At 40.3% G+C, this 18,308-nt stretch carries 14 protein-coding genes and 1 pseudogene; 13 read left to right on the top strand and 2 right to left on the bottom strand.

The features are described 5' to 3' along the window. Positions 1–192 precede the first annotated feature (192 nt). Positions 193–3,171 (bottom strand): hyaluronate lyase HylB, encoded by a 2,979-nt coding sequence (gene hylB / locus PYW30_RS06915; RefSeq protein ID WP_042218784.1) that lies wholly within the window; start codon positions 3,169–3,171, stop codon positions 193–195. 352 nt (positions 3,172–3,523) lie between these two features. Between hylB and PYW30_RS06910 the strand changes: the two genes are divergently transcribed. Then, complete coding sequence (locus PYW30_RS06910; protein ID WP_042218786.1) at positions 3,524–4,678, top strand: glycoside hydrolase family 88 protein; 1,155 nt, start codon at positions 3,524–3,526, stop codon at positions 4,676–4,678. Between the two features lie 9 nt (positions 4,679–4,687). Beyond that, a complete protein-coding gene (locus PYW30_RS06905; RefSeq protein ID WP_023889199.1) occupies positions 4,688–6,481 on the top strand; it encodes a glycoside hydrolase family 35 protein in 1,794 nt (597 codons plus the stop codon). Positions 6,482–6,501: 20 nt separating this feature from the next. Here PYW30_RS06905 and PYW30_RS06900 read toward each other — a convergent pair whose 3' ends face one another. Beyond that, positions 6,502–7,209, bottom strand: a complete 708-nt coding sequence (locus tag PYW30_RS06900) for a GntR family transcriptional regulator (protein ID WP_019299505.1) — start codon at positions 7,207–7,209, stop codon at positions 6,502–6,504. A 228-nt stretch (positions 7,210–7,437) separates the two neighbouring features. Between PYW30_RS06900 and PYW30_RS06895 the strand changes: the two genes are divergently transcribed. From PYW30_RS06895 to PYW30_RS06845, 11 genes and pseudogenes are all read left to right on the top strand, one after another. Then, positions 7,438–8,367 carry a PTS sugar transporter subunit IIAB gene (locus PYW30_RS06895; RefSeq protein WP_023889198.1) on the top strand — a complete coding sequence of 310 codons (930 nt, stop codon included), beginning with the start codon at positions 7,438–7,440 and terminating at the stop codon, positions 8,365–8,367. A gap of 1 nt (position 8,368) precedes the next feature. Beyond that, positions 8,369–9,166, top strand: a complete 798-nt coding sequence (locus PYW30_RS06890) for a PTS mannose/fructose/sorbose/N-acetylgalactosamine transporter subunit IIC (RefSeq protein WP_023889197.1) — start codon at positions 8,369–8,371, stop codon at positions 9,164–9,166. Next, a complete protein-coding gene (locus PYW30_RS06885) occupies positions 9,159–9,920 on the top strand; it encodes a PTS system mannose/fructose/sorbose family transporter subunit IID (protein ID WP_232254552.1) in 762 nt (253 codons plus the stop codon). Before PYW30_RS06890 ends, PYW30_RS06885 begins: the two co-directional genes overlap by 8 nt. A 289-nt stretch (positions 9,921–10,209) precedes the next feature. Further along, positions 10,210–11,469 (top strand): IS110 family RNA-guided transposase, encoded by a 1,260-nt coding sequence (locus PYW30_RS06880; protein ID WP_042219922.1) that lies wholly within the window; start codon positions 10,210–10,212, stop codon positions 11,467–11,469. A 118-nt stretch (positions 11,470–11,587) separates the two neighbouring features. Continuing rightward, positions 11,588–11,728 (top strand): annotated as a pseudogene (locus PYW30_RS06875) (PTS system mannose/fructose/sorbose family transporter subunit IID); the annotation flags it as partial. 183 nt (positions 11,729–11,911) lie between these two features. Then, the gene (locus tag PYW30_RS06870) at positions 11,912–12,721 is read left to right on the top strand and encodes a gluconate 5-dehydrogenase (protein WP_023889196.1); all 810 of its coding nucleotides are present in this window, start codon (positions 11,912–11,914) and stop codon (positions 12,719–12,721) included. A gap of 20 nt (positions 12,722–12,741) precedes the next feature. Next, the gene (locus tag PYW30_RS06865; protein ID WP_042219761.1) at positions 12,742–13,578 is read left to right on the top strand and encodes a hypothetical protein; all 837 of its coding nucleotides are present in this window, start codon (positions 12,742–12,744) and stop codon (positions 13,576–13,578) included. A 55-nt stretch (positions 13,579–13,633) separates the two neighbouring features. Then, complete coding sequence (locus PYW30_RS06860; protein WP_042219759.1) at positions 13,634–15,394, top strand: DUF2264 domain-containing protein; 1,761 nt, start codon at positions 13,634–13,636, stop codon at positions 15,392–15,394. A 45-nt stretch (positions 15,395–15,439) separates the two neighbouring features. After that, the gene (locus PYW30_RS06855; RefSeq protein WP_023889193.1) at positions 15,440–16,447 is read left to right on the top strand and encodes a LacI family DNA-binding transcriptional regulator; all 1,008 of its coding nucleotides are present in this window, start codon (positions 15,440–15,442) and stop codon (positions 16,445–16,447) included. A gap of 147 nt (positions 16,448–16,594) precedes the next feature. Further along, the gene (kduI, locus tag PYW30_RS06850) at positions 16,595–17,443 is read left to right on the top strand and encodes a 5-dehydro-4-deoxy-D-glucuronate isomerase (protein ID WP_042219756.1); all 849 of its coding nucleotides are present in this window, start codon (positions 16,595–16,597) and stop codon (positions 17,441–17,443) included. 31 nt (positions 17,444–17,474) lie between these two features. Then, positions 17,475–18,281, top strand: coding sequence for a gluconate 5-dehydrogenase (locus PYW30_RS06845; protein ID WP_023889191.1), 807 nt, complete (start codon positions 17,475–17,477; stop codon positions 18,279–18,281). The last annotated feature ends 27 nt before the right edge of the window (positions 18,282–18,308 follow it).

Below are 18,308 nucleotides of genomic sequence, written 5' to 3'. Positions count from 1 at the left end.
TTTGAACTTATGTGCTCTTTTTTTGTTTAAGCAGAAAAATTAAGTTATTTGAAAAAGGATAAAAGTGTTTAAGCGCATCTTATTAGTGTGAAAAATAAAAAGACATCAGAAATTTCTGATGCTTTTTTTATTTGAAGTCAGGTTAGGGTGGGAGTTATATAAAATAAGGAAGAGAACACTTATTAAACAAAATCACTCCACAACAATTTGTTTAGCACTCCCCGCACTGCCCGAAAAGTCAATGCTTAAAGTGTGCGTGGCTTCATCAAAACTTACGCCATCACTCATCGAAAGGATGTTCTTGAAATCTTTTGGCAGTTGGATATGAGCGGTCTCATTGGTTTGAGTTGGGTTTGCAATTGTGTATGTGGTTTGTGTCTGCTGAGTTTGTTTTAATAAGGAGATAGGCTTATCCGTGGTGATGTCTGCGATGCTTCCGCCTGTGGCAGCCCAGAAATTAATGCCTAAATAACCAACAGTTTCCATTTGCACCGCTTGGATACTTTCGGTGTTTGCAAGAATTTTAAGCGCGTTATCTTGGGTATAATTTTTAAGTCTTTCTTGTGTTGCTTCTGGAAGAATAACATAAGCATAGGCTGCATTTTGAGGATGTTGGCCGTGGTTTATCAGGAATTTACGGTAATCACCGTTATAAATCTTGTTACTAGGAAAGGCGCTATTGATATCGGCGTAAGTCCCTGTTCTTTTTTCACTTTGCACGGTAATGTCTGAAGCAGTTGGGAAGTAATAGCCAATTGAAGCATTTTGATGATCAGACTGCAAGAGGAGCCATTCTTTTTTACTTTCTTCTGAGGCATCAGTGATATTCCCCTTATTTGAAATGATTTGATATTGGTAAGACGTATTAAGCAAGCGGTTGTCAACTACCGTTTCGATTGATGCGGTGGTGTCACCACTAATTCCAGCCCCTAAGGCAATCGTCTGATCTTCGAGAACAAACCAGGATTTTTTAGCACGAAGATTCATCGGAAGGACAGTGCCGTTGTTTTTGGTGCCTTGTTTATTAAGTGCCATGCCCATAACGGCTTGATTTTCTGCAGCTGCTCCACCGACCCATGTTTCGGGAGAAGTTACGGTAGTGAAGGATGAATTTTCATCTTGAAGTGCTACAGTATCTACGGTTGTCCCAGGTAAGCGATAAGGATCAACAGTTGGCCAGTAACTGTTACTGAATTGGACACCATCGTTATTATAAAGATAAAACATGCCATCAGCTGTATGCCAGCCACGTTTATTTTCACCATTGCCTGCTTCAAAAGAAGAGGTGCGGTTGGAGTACAAGCTTAGGCTCATCATATAATTTGGATTACTTTGAACAAAACGATCCATTGAGGCGAAAACTTTTGTTCCCGTAAAGGGAAGAGTATCTCCAATGACTGATGTATTTGCCATTAAAGAAAGTGTCAGTTGTAAGTCATTATAGTCTCTCGTGTTATTGAGATAATAATCAGGATTTGCTTGCATCCAGTATTTGACCGCTTCCTGCAGCTTATTTTGACTTGCTTCAGGTGCTAAGTTAGCCACGATAAGCAAATTATACATCGTGGTTGAACCGTAGCCAATCTGCGTCTCTTTCGGAGCGCGTGAGATTGAACGTCCATTGACACCTGGAAGCATTGTTCCTTGATAAATGAGGGGTAAAAAAGATTGTTCGACGGTAGAGACAAAGTTTGAAACAGTTTGACTGTCCATTTCAAAAAGTGAGCCTTTGGTGGTGGCAAGAATTTGTCCGACACCTTTCACAAGAACATTGCCGTAAGAACCGGTATAAGGGATATTATTGTGCTGAATAAAAGAGCCATCGGGGTAGAAGCCGTCTCCCTTGGTAACTGTTTGAAAAACTTCTTTGATACTGTTTGATGCCAGTTCGATTTTACTTTCATCTTCTTGTAAAATTCCTAAGCCAAGCACGGTTAAGGCTAGATCTGTTCTATTTGCTCCTGTAGTTGAAAAATTAGGAATGAAAGCCAGATCAACAAATACATCCTGTGCTTTCGTATAGAGTTGTTGATAAGGGTTAGGAACATAGGACTGGATTGCTTTAGTATATTCTTGGATTTTATCTGAGGGTAGCTTATCACCAATAATCATTAAGCTGTCAATAAATTTTTGAGGAATACCAACTTGCCAATCCCACCAATTGCCATAATATTTCTGGCCATTGTAACCCTTTTGACTTACCATAAAATCAAGGCCAGACTGAATATCAGCGAGCAGTTCTGGATTGAGATAGTAAGCTGTTCCGTTCGTGCCATAAGCTTGTGAGAGAAGGTAGAGGTTAGAAAATTGGGTCGTCAGATTTGCAGAAGGAGTGTCGCCGGATTTCAAAGGCCACAACTCTTTTCGATCAGGACTGCGATTCATACTTTGGTAAAGGGTTTTAGCATTATCAGACAAAGTATTCACATATTTGACGAGTGGTGTATTGTTAGCATCATAACTTTCAGTGATTAATTGTTGCTTCCACTTGTCACGTAAGCTTATAAATTGTTGCGTATCTAAAACTTCAGGTATACTGTTTACTTCTCCAGCTTTCAGTGATAAGAGCGACAACTGACTCAGATTACCAAAAAGACGTAAACCTGTGGCTCCAGTCCATTCCCCATCAATGGTTGACCCATCACTGTAAGTCACACGGGGATTATCATAGATTATCTTGCCGTTAAGGTAAGCTTTAACACTTGTGCCCTGATAACGTAGAAGTAGTTTATAGGTTTGCCCGACCTCGAGGCTTTGACTGTGGATATCTGTTATCCATTTGCCTCCTGGATGACCAAGCTGCCAGTTTCCATTATTCATATAAGCAAAGGACTGATAATTTTTGGTGTTTCCTGCGCCGGCGCGAAAGACAAGCCCAAAATTGGTTTGTCCCTGATATACAAAAGTTATTTGTACATCACCAGAACTACGATTTCCTGCATCTGTATTCAGCGAAATACTCTCATAACCTGTAGAGAGCTTTTGATTGGCTATATTCAGTTGTCCTTGAGAGATTTTTCTATCCGCTTGACCAACCAAATCTTCCCAAGTCCCAAGCTGATTACTGAAATCAGAAGTATAACTCTCTGCTCTAACTTGTTGACTGAAGGTAAAACTTATTGAAATGCTCACAAGTAAGAAAGCAATAAAATAAAATAGTTTTTTTATCATTTCATATTCTCCATGTATTTATTTATGTTCTCAATGCTTGTTTTAAAGTAAACGAAAAGGGACTTAGAGCAGTTCATCTAAATCTTTTATTTATTTACTTTGGATTCTCCTTTACTCTATGATAAGTAGAATAATTTAACATGTTATATTATCTATGAGTAAGTATATAGTATGTTAAGAAGATTGTCAATGAATTAAGATAACGCTTACTTTGGCGTTATAGGGGGGTGGAAAATTTTCAAGGCTTAAAAATATCAGCCATAGCTTTTTCTTGAGCCATCAAAAATTCCTTGCTATTTTGTCAAGTAAAAGTTATAATATAACATGTTAATATATTAAGAGAGGTTGAGTGATGAATACGAAAAAGAAAAAATTAATTCAGCTCGGTCAGAATATCGATCAGGCTTGGCTGGAGAATCAAATAAAGAAAATAATTGTAAAAATTGAAAGAAACATGGAGCGTTTTGGTTATGATTTTCCTTCGGCTTGTGCCACAGATGGGAAATATCGTATCAAGGGAAATGATGACTGGACCAACGGTTTTTGGACAGGAATGTTAGCCTTGGCTTATGAATATACCGGGGATGAAAAATTCTTACATCGTATTGAAGCCAACATGGTGAGTTTCCAAAAAAGATTAGACGATCATTTTGTGTTAGACCATCATGATATCGGATTTCTGTATAGTCTGTCAGCGGGAGCGGCCTATAAGTTAACTGGAAATGAGACTTATCGAGCAACTTTACTTCAGGCTGCAGATGTTTTGCTCAATCGTTTTCAAGAAAAAGGCAATTTTATTCAAGCTTGGGGCAAGTATGGGGAGCCTAAAGAATATCGTGTCATTATTGATTCATTCATCAATCTTCCCTTACTTTTTGCAGCAACAGAATATTCTGGTCAAGCAATTTACAAAGAAGTCGCACTGAAGCATTATGCGACTTTGCTCAAAACAGTATTCCGTGACAATGCAAGTACTTATCATACTTATTATTTTGATATCGAAACAGGGCAACCTGCATATGGAGCTACACACCAAGGACATAGTGATACGTCAACTTGGGCGCGTGGGCAGGCGTGGGCTATTTTAGGTATTCCACTGAATGAAAGTTATATTCATTCTGCTATTTTTCCTGAGGTATACCCTTCCGTGGTAGAAGTTTTCTTGAACCATTTGCCTAAGGATCTCATTCCGTATTGGGATTTTGATTATACAGATGCAGAACCATCTGCTAAAGACAGTTCAGCAGCAGCCATTGCAGCCTGTGGCTTCTTAGAAGCGGCACAGCAAAAAGCTTATCCAGAAGCAGAAGGTATTGCGAAGGGGCTTATTTATCAGCTAGGGGAACTTTATACAGATGCACCAGAGGGAAATGAAGGTTTGTTGCAACATGGTGTATATGCTTTTGCAGAAGGTAAAGGCATTGATGAACCTAACCTCTGGGGAGATTATTTCTACTTTGAGGCGCTCATGCGCTTAGCAAATAACCAATGGAACCGATACTGGTAAGGAGAAGTAGTGAAAACATTTCAAATAAAAGAAGAATTTATGCTGGACAATAAGCCAGTTAAGATAATAAGTGGTGCTATTCATTACTTTAGAATTCCCCAGAGTCAGTGGGAAGACAGCCTTTATAATCTGAAAGCACTTGGTGCAAACACTGTAGAAACTTATATTCCTTGGAATATTCATGAACCTGAAGAAGGGGTGTTTGATTTTGAAGGTATGAAAGATATTCGTGCTTTCGTTAAACTGGCTGAAAGTTTAGGGCTTATGGTTATTTTACGGCCTTCGGTTTATATCTGTGCCGAATGGGAATTTGGCGGTCTTCCTGCCTGGTTGCTGAAGGAACCAGAAATGCGTCTTCGCTCCACAGATTCGCGATTTATGACTAAGGTGGAAAACTATTTTAAGGTATTACTTCCTTATATTTCACCATTGCAAATCACTGCAGGCGGACCTGTCATCATGATGCAAGTTGAAAACGAATACGGTTCTTATGGGATGGAGAAAGAGTATCTTCGTCAAACGATGGCACTTATGAAAAAATATGGGATTAATGTACCCTTATTTACTTCAGATGGTGCTTGGCAAGCAGCGCTTGATGCGGGTTCTTTGATCGAAGATGAGGTTTTGGTTACAGGAAACTTCGGCAGCCGTTCGAAAGAAAACGCGGCAGTGCTCGCAGGATTTATGAAAGAACACGGCAAAAAATGGCCGCTCATGTGCATGGAATATTGGGATGGTTGGTTCAATCGCTGGGGAGAACCAATTATTAAACGTGAGCCGCAAGATTTAGCAGATGAAGTTAAAGCCATGCTGGAGCTCGGTTCGCTTAATCTTTATATGTTCCATGGGGGTACCAACTTTGGTTTTTATAATGGTTGCTCTGCGCGTGATACGGGAAATCTACCGCAAATTACCAGCTATGATTACGATGCCTTGCTTACAGAAGCAGGAGAGCCCACCGCCAAATATTACGCTGTTCAAAAAGCAATCAAAGAAGTATGCCCAAATGTTTGGCAAGAGGAGCCCCGTGTCAAGAAAATTGAAAATCTTGGCTCCTTTAAAGTTTCAGAGAGTGTGTCTTTATTTAAGACCAAAGACAACATGCTGAAGGCTTTAACAACCGCTTATCCTCTCACTTTAGAAGAAGCAGGCACAGGCTATGGTTATATGCTTTATTCTACTGTCTTGAAAAACTATGGTAAAGAAACTAAACTTAAGATTGTTGAAGCCAGCGATCGCCTACAAATCTATCTGGACGGTCAACATAAACACACACAATACCAAGAAGAAATTGGGCAAGAAATCTTACTTGATGTAGCGGAAAATCAAGAAGAGATTCAGGTGGACTGTTTAGTGGAAAACTTAGGACGTGTCAATTATGGCTTTAAGTTTAATCATCCAAGTCAGCGAAAAGGGATACGTGGGGGGATGATGCACGACATACATTTTCACCAAGGCTATACACAATATCCTTTAGATTTCTCTGCAGAACAGTTAAGTGGAATTGACTTTAGTGCGGGGAAAAATCCAGCACAACCTTCTTTTTATCGCTTTAATATTAACTTGGATAAGGTGGCGGATACTTTCATTGATTGCTCAAACTATGGCAAAGGTGTCATCATTGTGAATGGTAAAAACCTTGGGCGTTATTGGAACCAAGGACCCGTGTACAGTTTGTATTGTCCTCAGGACTTTCTTCATGAAGGAAAGAATGAAATTCTTGTGTTTGAAACAGAAGCTGTGGATATTAAAAGCTTAAATTTTTCAAGTCAACCGGTATTTGATACGTTAAAGCAAAAATAAAACAAAAGTAAAAGTGGATGCTATTCGGCATCCACTTCTATTTTTGTTTTGAAGTATTTCCAATGTTTGTAGCTGACAATATATTCAGCAACACTCTTATCCACGAGATAGGTGTGTTTTACTTGTTTAACCACAGGTTCGCGGAAACTTAAGTTGAGTGCGTTTAACAGCTCACTTTCATCCGGAAAAATAATTTCATTTGTTTCGACAGAGGACATGGAATAAAGATCGATGCCAAAGTCTTTGTTTACACGCTCATAGACACTCGAATAGTCTTCCAAATGCTCTGACACAGGCTCCTTGACTAAAGTTTTTGGGAGGTGCGTAAAGTGTAAGAGAAAGGGTGTTCCATCAAAATAACGTACCCGAACAATTTTATAATAGCTTTGGTCTGAGTCAAGTCCAAGCTCTTTTAAGATTGAAGGCTCATTTTCTTCTTTTATTGACAGAACTTTGACCGTTTCGTGGTCTTGAGAATGCAATTCGATATCTGAGAATTTAACATTTTGGGAAATTTTTGATTTAGAAACGTAGGTACCTTTGCCTTGAACACGGTAGAGGTAACCCGCACTTGTTAATTGGTTTAAGGCCTTCACTGCAGTGATAGAACTGACTTCATATTTTCGTTTAATATCGGCTTCTGAATAAAATTTATCCCCTGGGATAAATTTATGATTTTTGATTTCAGATAATAAGTCTTGTTTGATTTGTTCATACTTTGGAATCAATAGAAATACTCCTATCTATATAACTTATATTAGAATAATAACATGTTAAGTTGGAATATGCAAGCTGCATATACAAAGCTTTAGAGCGCGGTTTAAGGAGCTTTTTACAAAAAAAGATGTAACCGTGTACATTTTCTCTTGACAAGCTACTTAATATGTTATATACTGATAATGCAAGAAGATAACATGTTAAATAAAAGAGCGCTTGCGTGATTGATAAGGAGTCAAATGAGAAACATAGTATTGATTAGCCATGGTTCGATGGCTGCCGGGGTGAAAGAAAGTCTCGAGATGATCATCGGACGGCAAGAACAGATGCATGTGGTATGTATGCCCGAGGATAGTGATAATATCCAGTTTGAACAAGAGTTATTAGAAAAGATGCAGACCTTAGAGGGTGAAACTGTAATCATTGCTGATTTACTAGGAGGAACACCTTGTAATGTCGCCTTAAAGCATTTTACAGATAATGATGATGTTTCCATCATCGCTGGGATGAACCTTTCTCTTGTTTTAGAAGCAGCAGTGAGCGATACTGCTTCCGCCGATGATTTGGTTACTTCGAGCAGAACAACGCTGGTTAATGCGAAAAACTTGCTGAATGAAGCAAAGGCACAAGAAGCAGTAACGCTTAATATGGCAGACTATTCGGAGTACCAAGGCAAAGCAAAAATTGTTAACACGCGCATTGATGAGCGCTTGATTCATGGACAAGTGGCCGGGATTTGGTCTTCAAGTTTGGGGACACAACGCATCATTGTTGCAAATGATGAGGCAGCTGCCGATGACTTGCAAAAATCATCTTTACGCATGGCTTGCCCATCAGCAATGCGACTCTCAGTTATTCCGGTAGCTCAAGCAGCAGAAAATATCAATGCAGGGAAATACGGCTTGCAACGGATTTTCCTTCTCTTTAAAAAACCTGCTGATGTTTTAAAATTTATTCAAGCAGGTGGAAAACTTGAAAGTCTTAATGTAGGGAACATGAGCTATAAAGAAGGCTCAAAAGAAGTCACAAAGAGCATCAAAGTCATGCCGGAAGAAGAAAATATCTTCCATGAAATTGCTGCCGGTGGCGTTAAAATCACGGCCCAATTGGTTCCAAGTGAGCCTGCCATTGACTTTATGGAAAAACTTAACAAAATAGGAGAACGATAAAATGCATTTAACAGTCCTACAAATCATTTTAATTACAATTTTTGCCTTTATTGCCATCAATGATTCATTGATTTCGAATTCGTTGACTCAGCCGGCCATTGCCGGTATGATTTCTGGTTTAATCATGGGGGATCTGAAAACTGGTTTAATGGTCGGTGGTACCCTCCAGCTTATGCGCTTAGGTATTGCAGCCTTTGGTGGAGCTTCTGTACCTGACTATTTCACAGGTGCCGTCTTGGGTACAGCATTCGCTATTATTTCAGGGAAAGGTGCAGCATACGGTATTGGTTTAGCTGTTCCTGTCTCACTTTTGATGCTCCAACTTGACGTTGTGGCACGTTTCTGTAATGTCTTCCTACTTCACAGAGTTGACAAAGCAATTGATAAAGAACAATACGGTCGTATACCACGTTTGGTTCTCTCTGGTTCATTTCTTTGGGGGCTTTCCCGTGCTATTCCTATCTTACTCATGCTCATCGTTGGTGACGCTGCGGTAACAACCTTGACCAATGCAATGCCTGAATGGTTGATGACAGGTCTCCAAGTTGCTGGGGGCACATTGCCTGTTGTCGGTGTGGCGATACTCTTGCGTTATTTGCCAACGAAACAATACATTCCCTATCTCATGGTCGGCTTCTTCCTGGCAGCATATTTACAAGTTCCAATGATGGGAATTGCGATTGTCGGAATAGTCGCAGCACTCTTAGTGTTTAAACGTGACAGCGCAAAACCCGCACAAGCTGAAGCAGGTGCAACAAGTAGCCAAAACTTTGAAGGAGGCTTTGACGGTGATGAATAACAATAAAGAAGTAATTACAAAAAAAGATTTAAATAAAATTAGCTGGCGTTATATCTTGGGAAGTCAGCTCAACTGGAACTATGAACGTATGATGAGTTCAGGTTATCTTTATGGCATCATGCCTGTTCTGAAAAAGCTTTACAAAGACGATAAAAAACTCAAAGATATGGCTAAAACTCATAACCAATTCTTCAATACCAATGCTATTTTTGGAAATTTAATCATGGGGATTGATGTAGCCATTGAAGAAAAAGAAGGTTATAAAGCGAAGGAAACTGTGGCGGCTTTGAAAACAGCCCTCATGGGATCACTTGCAGGTGTCGGAGATTCGCTCTTCCATGTCATTTGGGGAACCATCTTTGGTTCAGTTGCAGGAACTTTAGCTCAACAAGGCTCGACTGTCGGCTGTCTCCTTTGGATTGCTGCGAATATTTCCTTGCTCTTTGGGCGCGCTGCCTTGCTGCCACTAGGATATAAACAAGGGGTAAAATTAGTAACCACCTTAAAAGATAAACTTTCTGCTTTTACTAATGCGGCAACTGTTCTGGGTGTAACTGTTATTGGTGCTTTGATTCCAACCGTTATCAAAGTAGCTACGCCACTGGTTTACACAAATAATGGTGTCAAATTAGAAATGCAAGCGACATTAGATGGGATCTTGCCAGCCTTAATTCCAGTTTTGCTCACCTCGTATAATATATTTTATGGGTATTTTTCACCCCAATTTTCTAACAATTGTTATCGTTTTACTTGACTATTGTGACGTTTCCCAGAATAATTATTCTTAGGAATGGACTCAAAAGGAATATGCTAACTCTCCTTGTTGCTTCGTCTTCTTCATAAGTCTGCGACCCGAGCTGTATCAAATCTTCCAACTCACTAGCTGTTTCCACCGTGATTACTCTGCTCTTAGTAGCGAGCAGGCGGTAAGTAATCGCTGTGATGGGTATTCTAATAAGCGAGGATGAAGGGATACAGAGTTCTGGGGAATCTCTCAGTAGTCAAGTATAGTTTCCTAATCAAATGAAAGGAGGTCCTTCCAAATGAAATGTTTTGTCGGTTTAGACGTCAGCTCTACCAAACTCGATGTGTGCATCATGTCAAATGACACGGAACTTGGAGTCTTGTACGCTGCTTCACTTACCAATGATATGATTGGTGCTTCTGAAATCAAAGAACAAGTACTCTCACTTAACGAAAAGTATGAATTTAATAGAGTCGTCATTGGCATGGAAGCCACATCCCTCTACAGTTTTCATCCTGCAATGTTCTTCCACGAAGACTCGGAGTTAAAGCAGCTCGGAGTCGAGGTCATGGTGGAACAACCAGCCAAAATAAAGAAATATCGTGAGGCATTCGAAGAAAACAAGAATGATACCCTTGATGCTTTCTACATCGCGGATTACTTCCGCATTGAACGCTTTACAAGATCTTATCTTAAAGAAGAAAAGTATCTGGCACTACAACATCTCACAAGAACTCGACTTCAGCTCGTGGAACAATTAGTACGTACAAAACAACACTTCATTGAAAACATCTACTACAAGTGCAATACGCTCTCTGCGGAATTAAAGAATGAAGAATTGAGTACCTCTGTTTGGTCTGCCACAATTATGACACTCATGACCGAAGATTACACGCTAGATGAACTCGCAAATACTCCTCTTGAAGATTTCACGGAACTCATCCAGAAACTCGGGCGAGGTCGCTTCAAAGCTCCTGAGAAACTTGCAAAAGCAATAAAAGCTGCCATAAAAGGAAGTTACCGCTTATCACTCGTCCAACAAGATTCTGTCAATATTGTACTCAGTCTCCTTGCTCGCGAAATACGGAGTTTAGAGAAGATGATTAAAGAAATTGATCGAGCCATTGAAGACATGGTAGAAATTATCCCTGAATACCAATGTTTGACCAGTGTACCTGGTATTGGAAAGGTATTCGCTGCAGGAATTATCGCTGAAATAGGACAGATTGAACGCTTTAAAGACCATCCTCAAGTCGCTAAATATGCTGGCTTGAATTGGAAAGAAACACAATCTGGCAATACCTCATCTCAAAATACTTCTCTTGCAAAACGAGGCAATCGTTATCTTCGCTATTACTTAGTTGAAGCCGCCAACTCTGTACGAAGACATAACGTGGAATACGCAGAGTTTTACAAGAAAAAGAAAGATGAAGTCCCCAAACATAAACACAAAAGAGCCGTCGTTTTAACCGCAAGAAAACTTGTGCGTCTGGTGGATGTGCTACTACGCAACCACCAACTCTATACGCCACCAAGGAGGTTTATGGAAGATAATTAGTTTTATCTGCACAATTCCTTGTCTAGCCTAGTAAAATTTGCCAAATTTTACTAGATTCTTTCGTGCTGTCTTTTTTCAAGATTTTTACTCAGAATCTAGCAACTTATCATTTGACTTAATACCACTAGACTTATTGACTTACTGGATGTTGGGCCAAAAGAAACTGAATTCTACACGTGTTATCTGGTTGGTCTTAATTTTCACGATTGTCCTCAGTGCATTTGGTATTTTAGGCTTACCTGTGCCACCAGCAAAATAAAACACAACACAACACAACACACATTGTATAAGCCATCAGTCTTGCACGGTGTGTGAAGAATTTTCGGATGACTTACCTCACTTACACAATTCCGAGTCGTTGGAAAATTTTTCATAGACCGTATAAGAACAAAAGGTTCATATTGCATATGAGCCTGCTTTTTAATAAGAAAAGGAATAAAAAATGACAGATAATATTTTAAAACGATTCAGCATGAAGGGAAAAATAGTTCTCATCACAGGAGGCGCACATGGAATCGGATATTCTCTTGGCCTTGCTTACGCTCAAGCAGGCGCAAAGATCGTTTTCAATGCCAGACATTCAGCGGGAGTAGGAGCAGGATTAGCAGCTTACGAAAAAGAAGGCATTAAGGCATATGGTTATGTCTGTGATGTTACTGATGAAGCGGCAGTTGCAAGGATGATGCAGCAGATTGAAGAAGAAGTCGGAAGTGTGGATGTTCTGGTGAATAATGCAGGCATTATCGCAAGGCAACCGATGCTTGACATGACGGCGCGTGATTTCCGACAGGTTGTGGATGTTGATCTCACAGGGCCTTTCATCATGTCAAAAGCTGTTCTTCCTGCGATGATTCAAAAAGGAGGCGGCAAGATTATCAATATTTGCTCCATGATGTCGGAGTTGGGCCGTGAAACTGTTTCGGCTTATGCTGCAGCCAAGGGAGGTCTGAAAATGTTAACCAAAAATATCGCCTCTGAGTATGGCAAATATAATATTCAGTGTAATGGTATCGGTCCTGGATATATTGCTACTGAACAAACACAACCCTTGCGTGAACGTCAAGCTGATGGTGCGCGTCATCCTTTTGATGCCTTTATTATCGCGAAAACACCAGCTGAACGTTGGGGGAAACCGGAGGATTTACAAGGGGCAGCTGTCTTCCTTGCTTCAGAGGCTTCCAACTTTGTCAATGGGCATATCCTATATGTTGATGGCGGAATTCTTGCCTCTATCGGCAAACAACCTGAATAAAGAAAAACGAGGAACAAAGAATGATAAAAATTGAACTGCTTAACAAGGACAAGGAAAATATCTCTGGCAAAATTGACCATGAGAAAGAATATGCACCATTCATGGATCAAGGCAACCAGCTTTGTACACTAGGTATTAAGGAATATGTGTACCAAGTGGGAGACAAGATTCGTGTTACAGTAGATGAAGTTCCAGGATATTATATGGTTCAGCTTGATGAAACTCTTGCGCCATCACTTCTTTATTTTACTCAGGAAGAGTGGTTATACGAAATCCCTTTAGCAGAAAATCTGCGAAAGTCCTCTGTCGACACGGCGTTTAAATCTGCACGTCATAGTTTGACTGTGCGCAAAGCTCGCTCTTTTGAAAGGACAAACTATCAAAATCTTTCTTTTAATGCGCACGATCAAAAAGAGAGCTCCGGCGTGTATCCGCATGCTTCAGCCAATGTCGAGACACGGGACGAGTCGGTCTTTTTCGCAAAAAATGCCATCGATGGTAAATGTGCTAACCTGTCACATGGTTCTTATCCTTTTGCTTCATGGGGGATTAATCAGCAGGCAAATGCGGAATTAACTATTGATTTTGGGCGTAATGTTGAAGTGGATCAACTGAACTTACTTTTCCGCTGTGACTTCCCACACGATAGTTATTGGCAAAGTGTAGAAGTTACATTTTCCAATGGCCATTGTATGACTTTTGACACAGAAAAGCAGACAGAGTTTCAAAACTTTAAATTCCCGACACAGCAGACCACTTTTATCAAGCTGGGGCATTTAAACAAGGTACAGGATGATTCGCCTTTCCCTGCGCTGACCCAAATTGAAGTTTTTGGAAAAAATAAGCCTGTTCAATAAGACCACATCTATCCCTTGCGAAGTCTTGGGATATTTTCATCAGAAAAGAGATAAAATGCTAGAAAAGAAATTAAAAGCTTTAAAATGGGACTCGTATGAAGAGGTCATACATGGTTTCAAACTTATGCTTGAACCGCTCAAAGAAAAAATGAATGGTTCTGGTCATATCGACTTAGGAAACAGTCACGGTGCTATCTATGATGAGGAGACAAGTCAGATGGAAACCTTTAGCCGTTTGGTCTGGGCGATTGGACCTTATCTTTATCAAAATGAAGATGTTTTCCTCAAAGAAGAAATTCATGCTTCCTTTGTTGCGGGAACAGATCCTACAAGCAAGCATTATTTTGGCAAGCTTGCCAACTACGACCAAAAATTTGTCGAAATGGCAGCTTTAGCGACCTGTTTGCTGCTCAATAAGGAGACCATCTGGCAAGACTTTAGTGCGCAAGAAAAAGAAAATATAGCCCGCTGGCTCCTCCAAATCAATGAACGCAAAATCCCGAAAAATAACTGGCGTTTTTTCCGTATTCTGGTCAATGTCACCATGAAAAACTTGGAGATGCCTTATTCTCAAGAAATAATCGATCAAGAGTTCGCCTTCATTGATAGTTGCTATCAAGGGAAGGGCTGGTATTATGACGGTAAGGAAAGTCAGGTGGATTATTATATTCCTTGGGCCTTTCATTACTATAGCTTGCTCATTTCAAAATTTTTAGATACTCATGAAGATGCTGAACGGCTTAAAAAGATTAGGGAAAGAGCAACTTTATTTGCACAGGATTACCAGTATTGGTTTGACCGCAAAGGACGAGCGGTGCCTTTTGGACGAAGTTTGACATATCGTTTTGCACAGGGCGCTTTTTGGTCAGCCTTAGTTTTTGCGGATTTGGAAGCCTTGCCTTGGGCAAAGGTTAAAGCGCTCTTTTCAACTCATATGCAAGCCTGGTTTCGTGAAGCAATTTTTACAGCTAGTGGTATCTTAAATGTTGGTTATGCCTATCCCAATCTCAATATGGCCGAAAACTATAACGCAGCAGGCTCGCCTTACTGGGCGTTTAAGGTATTTTTACTCTTAGCAGTTGACCGTCAACACCCCTTCTGGAAAGCCGAAAAACAATTGCCGCACCTGTCGCGTCAGCGGATGGCTTCTAAAGAAATGCGCGCCTTGATTGAGCACAGCGCCCATTCGGAGCAGGTTATGTTTTATCCAGCTGGGCAGTTTATCGAAAATCAGAGTCATGCACCAGCCAAATATGGCAAGTTTGTTTATTCGACGCAGTTTGGTTTTAGTGTACCCAAGGGCGCTTATTTTTACGCCGAAGGTGCCTTTGATAACACTTTAGCGTTGAGTGAAGATGGGCTATATTTTCGAGCACATGCTCAGGACGATGCCTTTGAAATCGTTGAAGATCGTGTGGTGCATTACTGGTCGCCAATGCCAGGTGTCCACATCAAAAGTACCATTATCCCTTTAGGTCAAGCGCATCTGCGTATCCACGATATCCAAACGGAAAAAGTACTTTTTGTGGCAGAAGGGGGTTTTTCCACAACGATTGAGGCTAGCTCAACTTTTTCTGATCATAAATTTGCTCAAATAGACACGCCATTGGGGAGAAGTAGTATCAGAGCGCTTAAAGGCTATGACGATGCAGACATTGTTCGGCCAGAAGTGAATACCAATGTGCTGTATCCACGGAGTATTTTTCCTTGTCTTCAGGGAAAGATTGAGCCCGGCCAGCACCGCTTGATAAGTCTGATCACTGGAGCAATGACAGCAGAGCAAGATTCAAAATGGCGCACGACAAGTGAAAAATAACTTTTTTCTTATTATTTTTTTCAAAGTATCGTATAATAAGGGCATATGACTAAAAAAGTAACGATCAACGATATCGCAAAATTAACTGGGGTATCAAAATCAACCATATCCAATTTTTTAAATGGTAAATTTGCAGGGATGTCAGAAGAGACACGGCAACGGATTCAAGATAAAATTGAAGAACTCGACTATCGTCCGAATCGTCAAGCGCGTGCTTTAAAGTCCAGTTATTCTTCACTCATCGGGATTTTAGTGACCGACATTTCCAACCTTTATACCTCACGTTTATTAAAAGGGATGATGGAAAGATTGCAAAATACTAAGTACCATACGCTTATCATGAACTCGGACCTGGATGAAGAGTATGAACAATACAATATTGAAAAATTATTAGACGAGAAAGTTGACGGCATTATTCTTCAACCTCTGAAAGCTGCAGCGGCCGATTACAAGACGATTGATTCAGACTTGCCTTTAGTCCAAGTCGACCGTTACCTTCACCCCCTTATTTGGCCAGCTGTTATCTCTGATAACGCTGAGCAATCCAAAGTATTGGCTGAAAAGATTGTCAAAGAAGGATATCAAAGAATTGTCATCTTAACTCCGCCAATGCAGAATTCTTCAACCCGTCTAAAACGCTATGAAGGAATTACCGAAGCAATAAAAGAGACAGAAATTGAACTGGAAGAAGTATTTACTGAAGAGGTTAAAGATCTCTTTACAAGTGATCCAATGCTTTGGGAAAAGATCGAGCCTTTCTGTAGAGACGATAAAAAGACAGTCCTCTATGCTTTCAATGGCGGTCTTCTTTATGGAGCTATTAAAATCCTAAAAGATAAGCAAATTGCTGTGCCAGAACAAGTGGGAGTGGTTGGTTATGATGACGGAGCTCTGGGCGAACTTATTAGCCCAGGACTGACTGCTATCGTTCAGGATCCCGTAAAGATAGGTTACACAGCTGCGGATCTTTTGGTCAAAAATATCGAAGCCAAGGCACAAAAAGCAGAACTTACAGTTGTGGACTCCGATCTAAAAATCAGACATTCACTATAAAAATACCAAGGGAAAAACATCCTTTGGTATTTTTTTATTTTTTATACTTGACAAAACAACTGAAAGCGAATACAATAGATGTTAGTAAATCGGTTTAGTAAATCGGTTCATCAATTTTATAACAGACAAATAAAAAAGGAGCATCAGATGAACAATCAAACAATGGATACCCGTTACACACACTCACCCAAGGATATTGCGCAATTTACAACGCAAGAGCTACGCGAAGAATTTGCAGTAGAAACCATCTTCGAACCTAACTTTATACATTTGGTTTATTCGCACAATGACCGCTTGATTTTTGGCGGAGTTGAGCCGACAGAAGAACCTTTGGAAATCGTCTTAGACAAGGTACTTGGTGTGGAGTACTTCTTAGAACGCCGTGAACTTGGCATTATCAATATCGGTGGGGATGGAAGTATCATTATCGAAGGTCAAGAAGATGAAGTGCTTCATCGTGATGGCTACTATATCGGCAAGGGTACAAAGGAAGTTATCTTTAAATCAAAAGATCCTAAAAATCCTGCTAAATTTTATGTAGCTTCTGCTCCAGCGCACCAAAAATATCCGAATAAAAAAATTGCTTTAGCAAACATTAACCCCTTGACACCTGGGGATGATGAGCACATGAACAAACGTAAAATCAACCAATACGTTCATCCAAACCAAGTCGAATCATGCCAACTTCAAATGGGCTTAACCTCTCTCGCACCAGGCTCTGCTTGGAACACAATGCCATGTCATACACATGAACGTCGTATGGAAGCTTACCTTTACTTTGAGCTACCAGAAGACAATGCGATTTTCCACTTCATGGGCAAACCAGCTGAAACAAAACACTTGGTACTCCAAAATGAACAAGCGGCAATCAGCCCAAGTTGGTCGATTCATACAGGTGTGGCCACAAGTAATTACTCCTTTGATATCTGGGCAATGTGTGGTGAGAATATCACTTATGACGATATGGATATCGTTCCAATGAATGAACTTAAATAATAAAAAATAAACGAAAAAGAAAGAGAAAATTATGACTGAGAATATTTTAAAGACCTTTTCACTCGAAGGGAAAATCGCCCTTGTCACAGGAGCGACTTACGGTATCGGCTTTGCCCTAGCATCAAGCTACGCTAAAGCTGGAGCAACAATTGTATTTAATGACATCAACCAAGAAGCAGTTGATCGTGGCATGGCAGCTTATCAAGAAGCAGGCATTACAGCGCATGGATATGTTTGTGATGTGACAGATGAAGCAGGAATTAATGCAATGGTTGAGCAAATTGAAAAGGAAGTGGGCATCATTGATATCTTGGTTAACAATGCCGGTATTATCAAACGTACACCGATGATTGAAATGTCAGCCGCAGATTTCCGTCAAGTGATTGATATTGATTTGAACGGACCATTTATCGTTTCTAAAGCTGTTATTCCGGGTATGATGAAAAAAGGTGGCGGTAAAATTATCAACATCTGTTCAATGATGTCAGAGCTTGGGCGTGAAACAGTTTCAGCCTATGCAGCTGCTAAAGGTGGATTGAAAATGCTGACGAAGAATATTGCTTCTGAGTATGGCAAATATAATATCCAATGTAACGGTATTGGCCCAGGCTACATTGCGACACCACAAACAGCGCCTTTACGTGAGTTACAAGAAGATGGTTCACGTCATCCTTTTGATTCTTTTATCATTGCTAAAACGCCAGCAGAGCGTTGGGGGGAAGCAGATGATCTTGAAGGTCCAGCAGTCTTCTTGGCGTCGAAGGCTTCTGACTTTGTCAACGGTCATATTCTCTATGTAGATGGCGGAATCTTAGCCTACATTGGTAAGCAACCATAAAATAAAGAGCTGAACCTTGGAGAAAGA

It is taken from the genome of Lactococcus garvieae subsp. garvieae (assembly GCF_029024465.1).
Lineage (GTDB): Bacteria > Bacillota > Bacilli > Lactobacillales > Streptococcaceae > Lactococcus > Lactococcus garvieae.
This window is presented reverse-complemented; position numbering and strand designations above follow the sequence as displayed.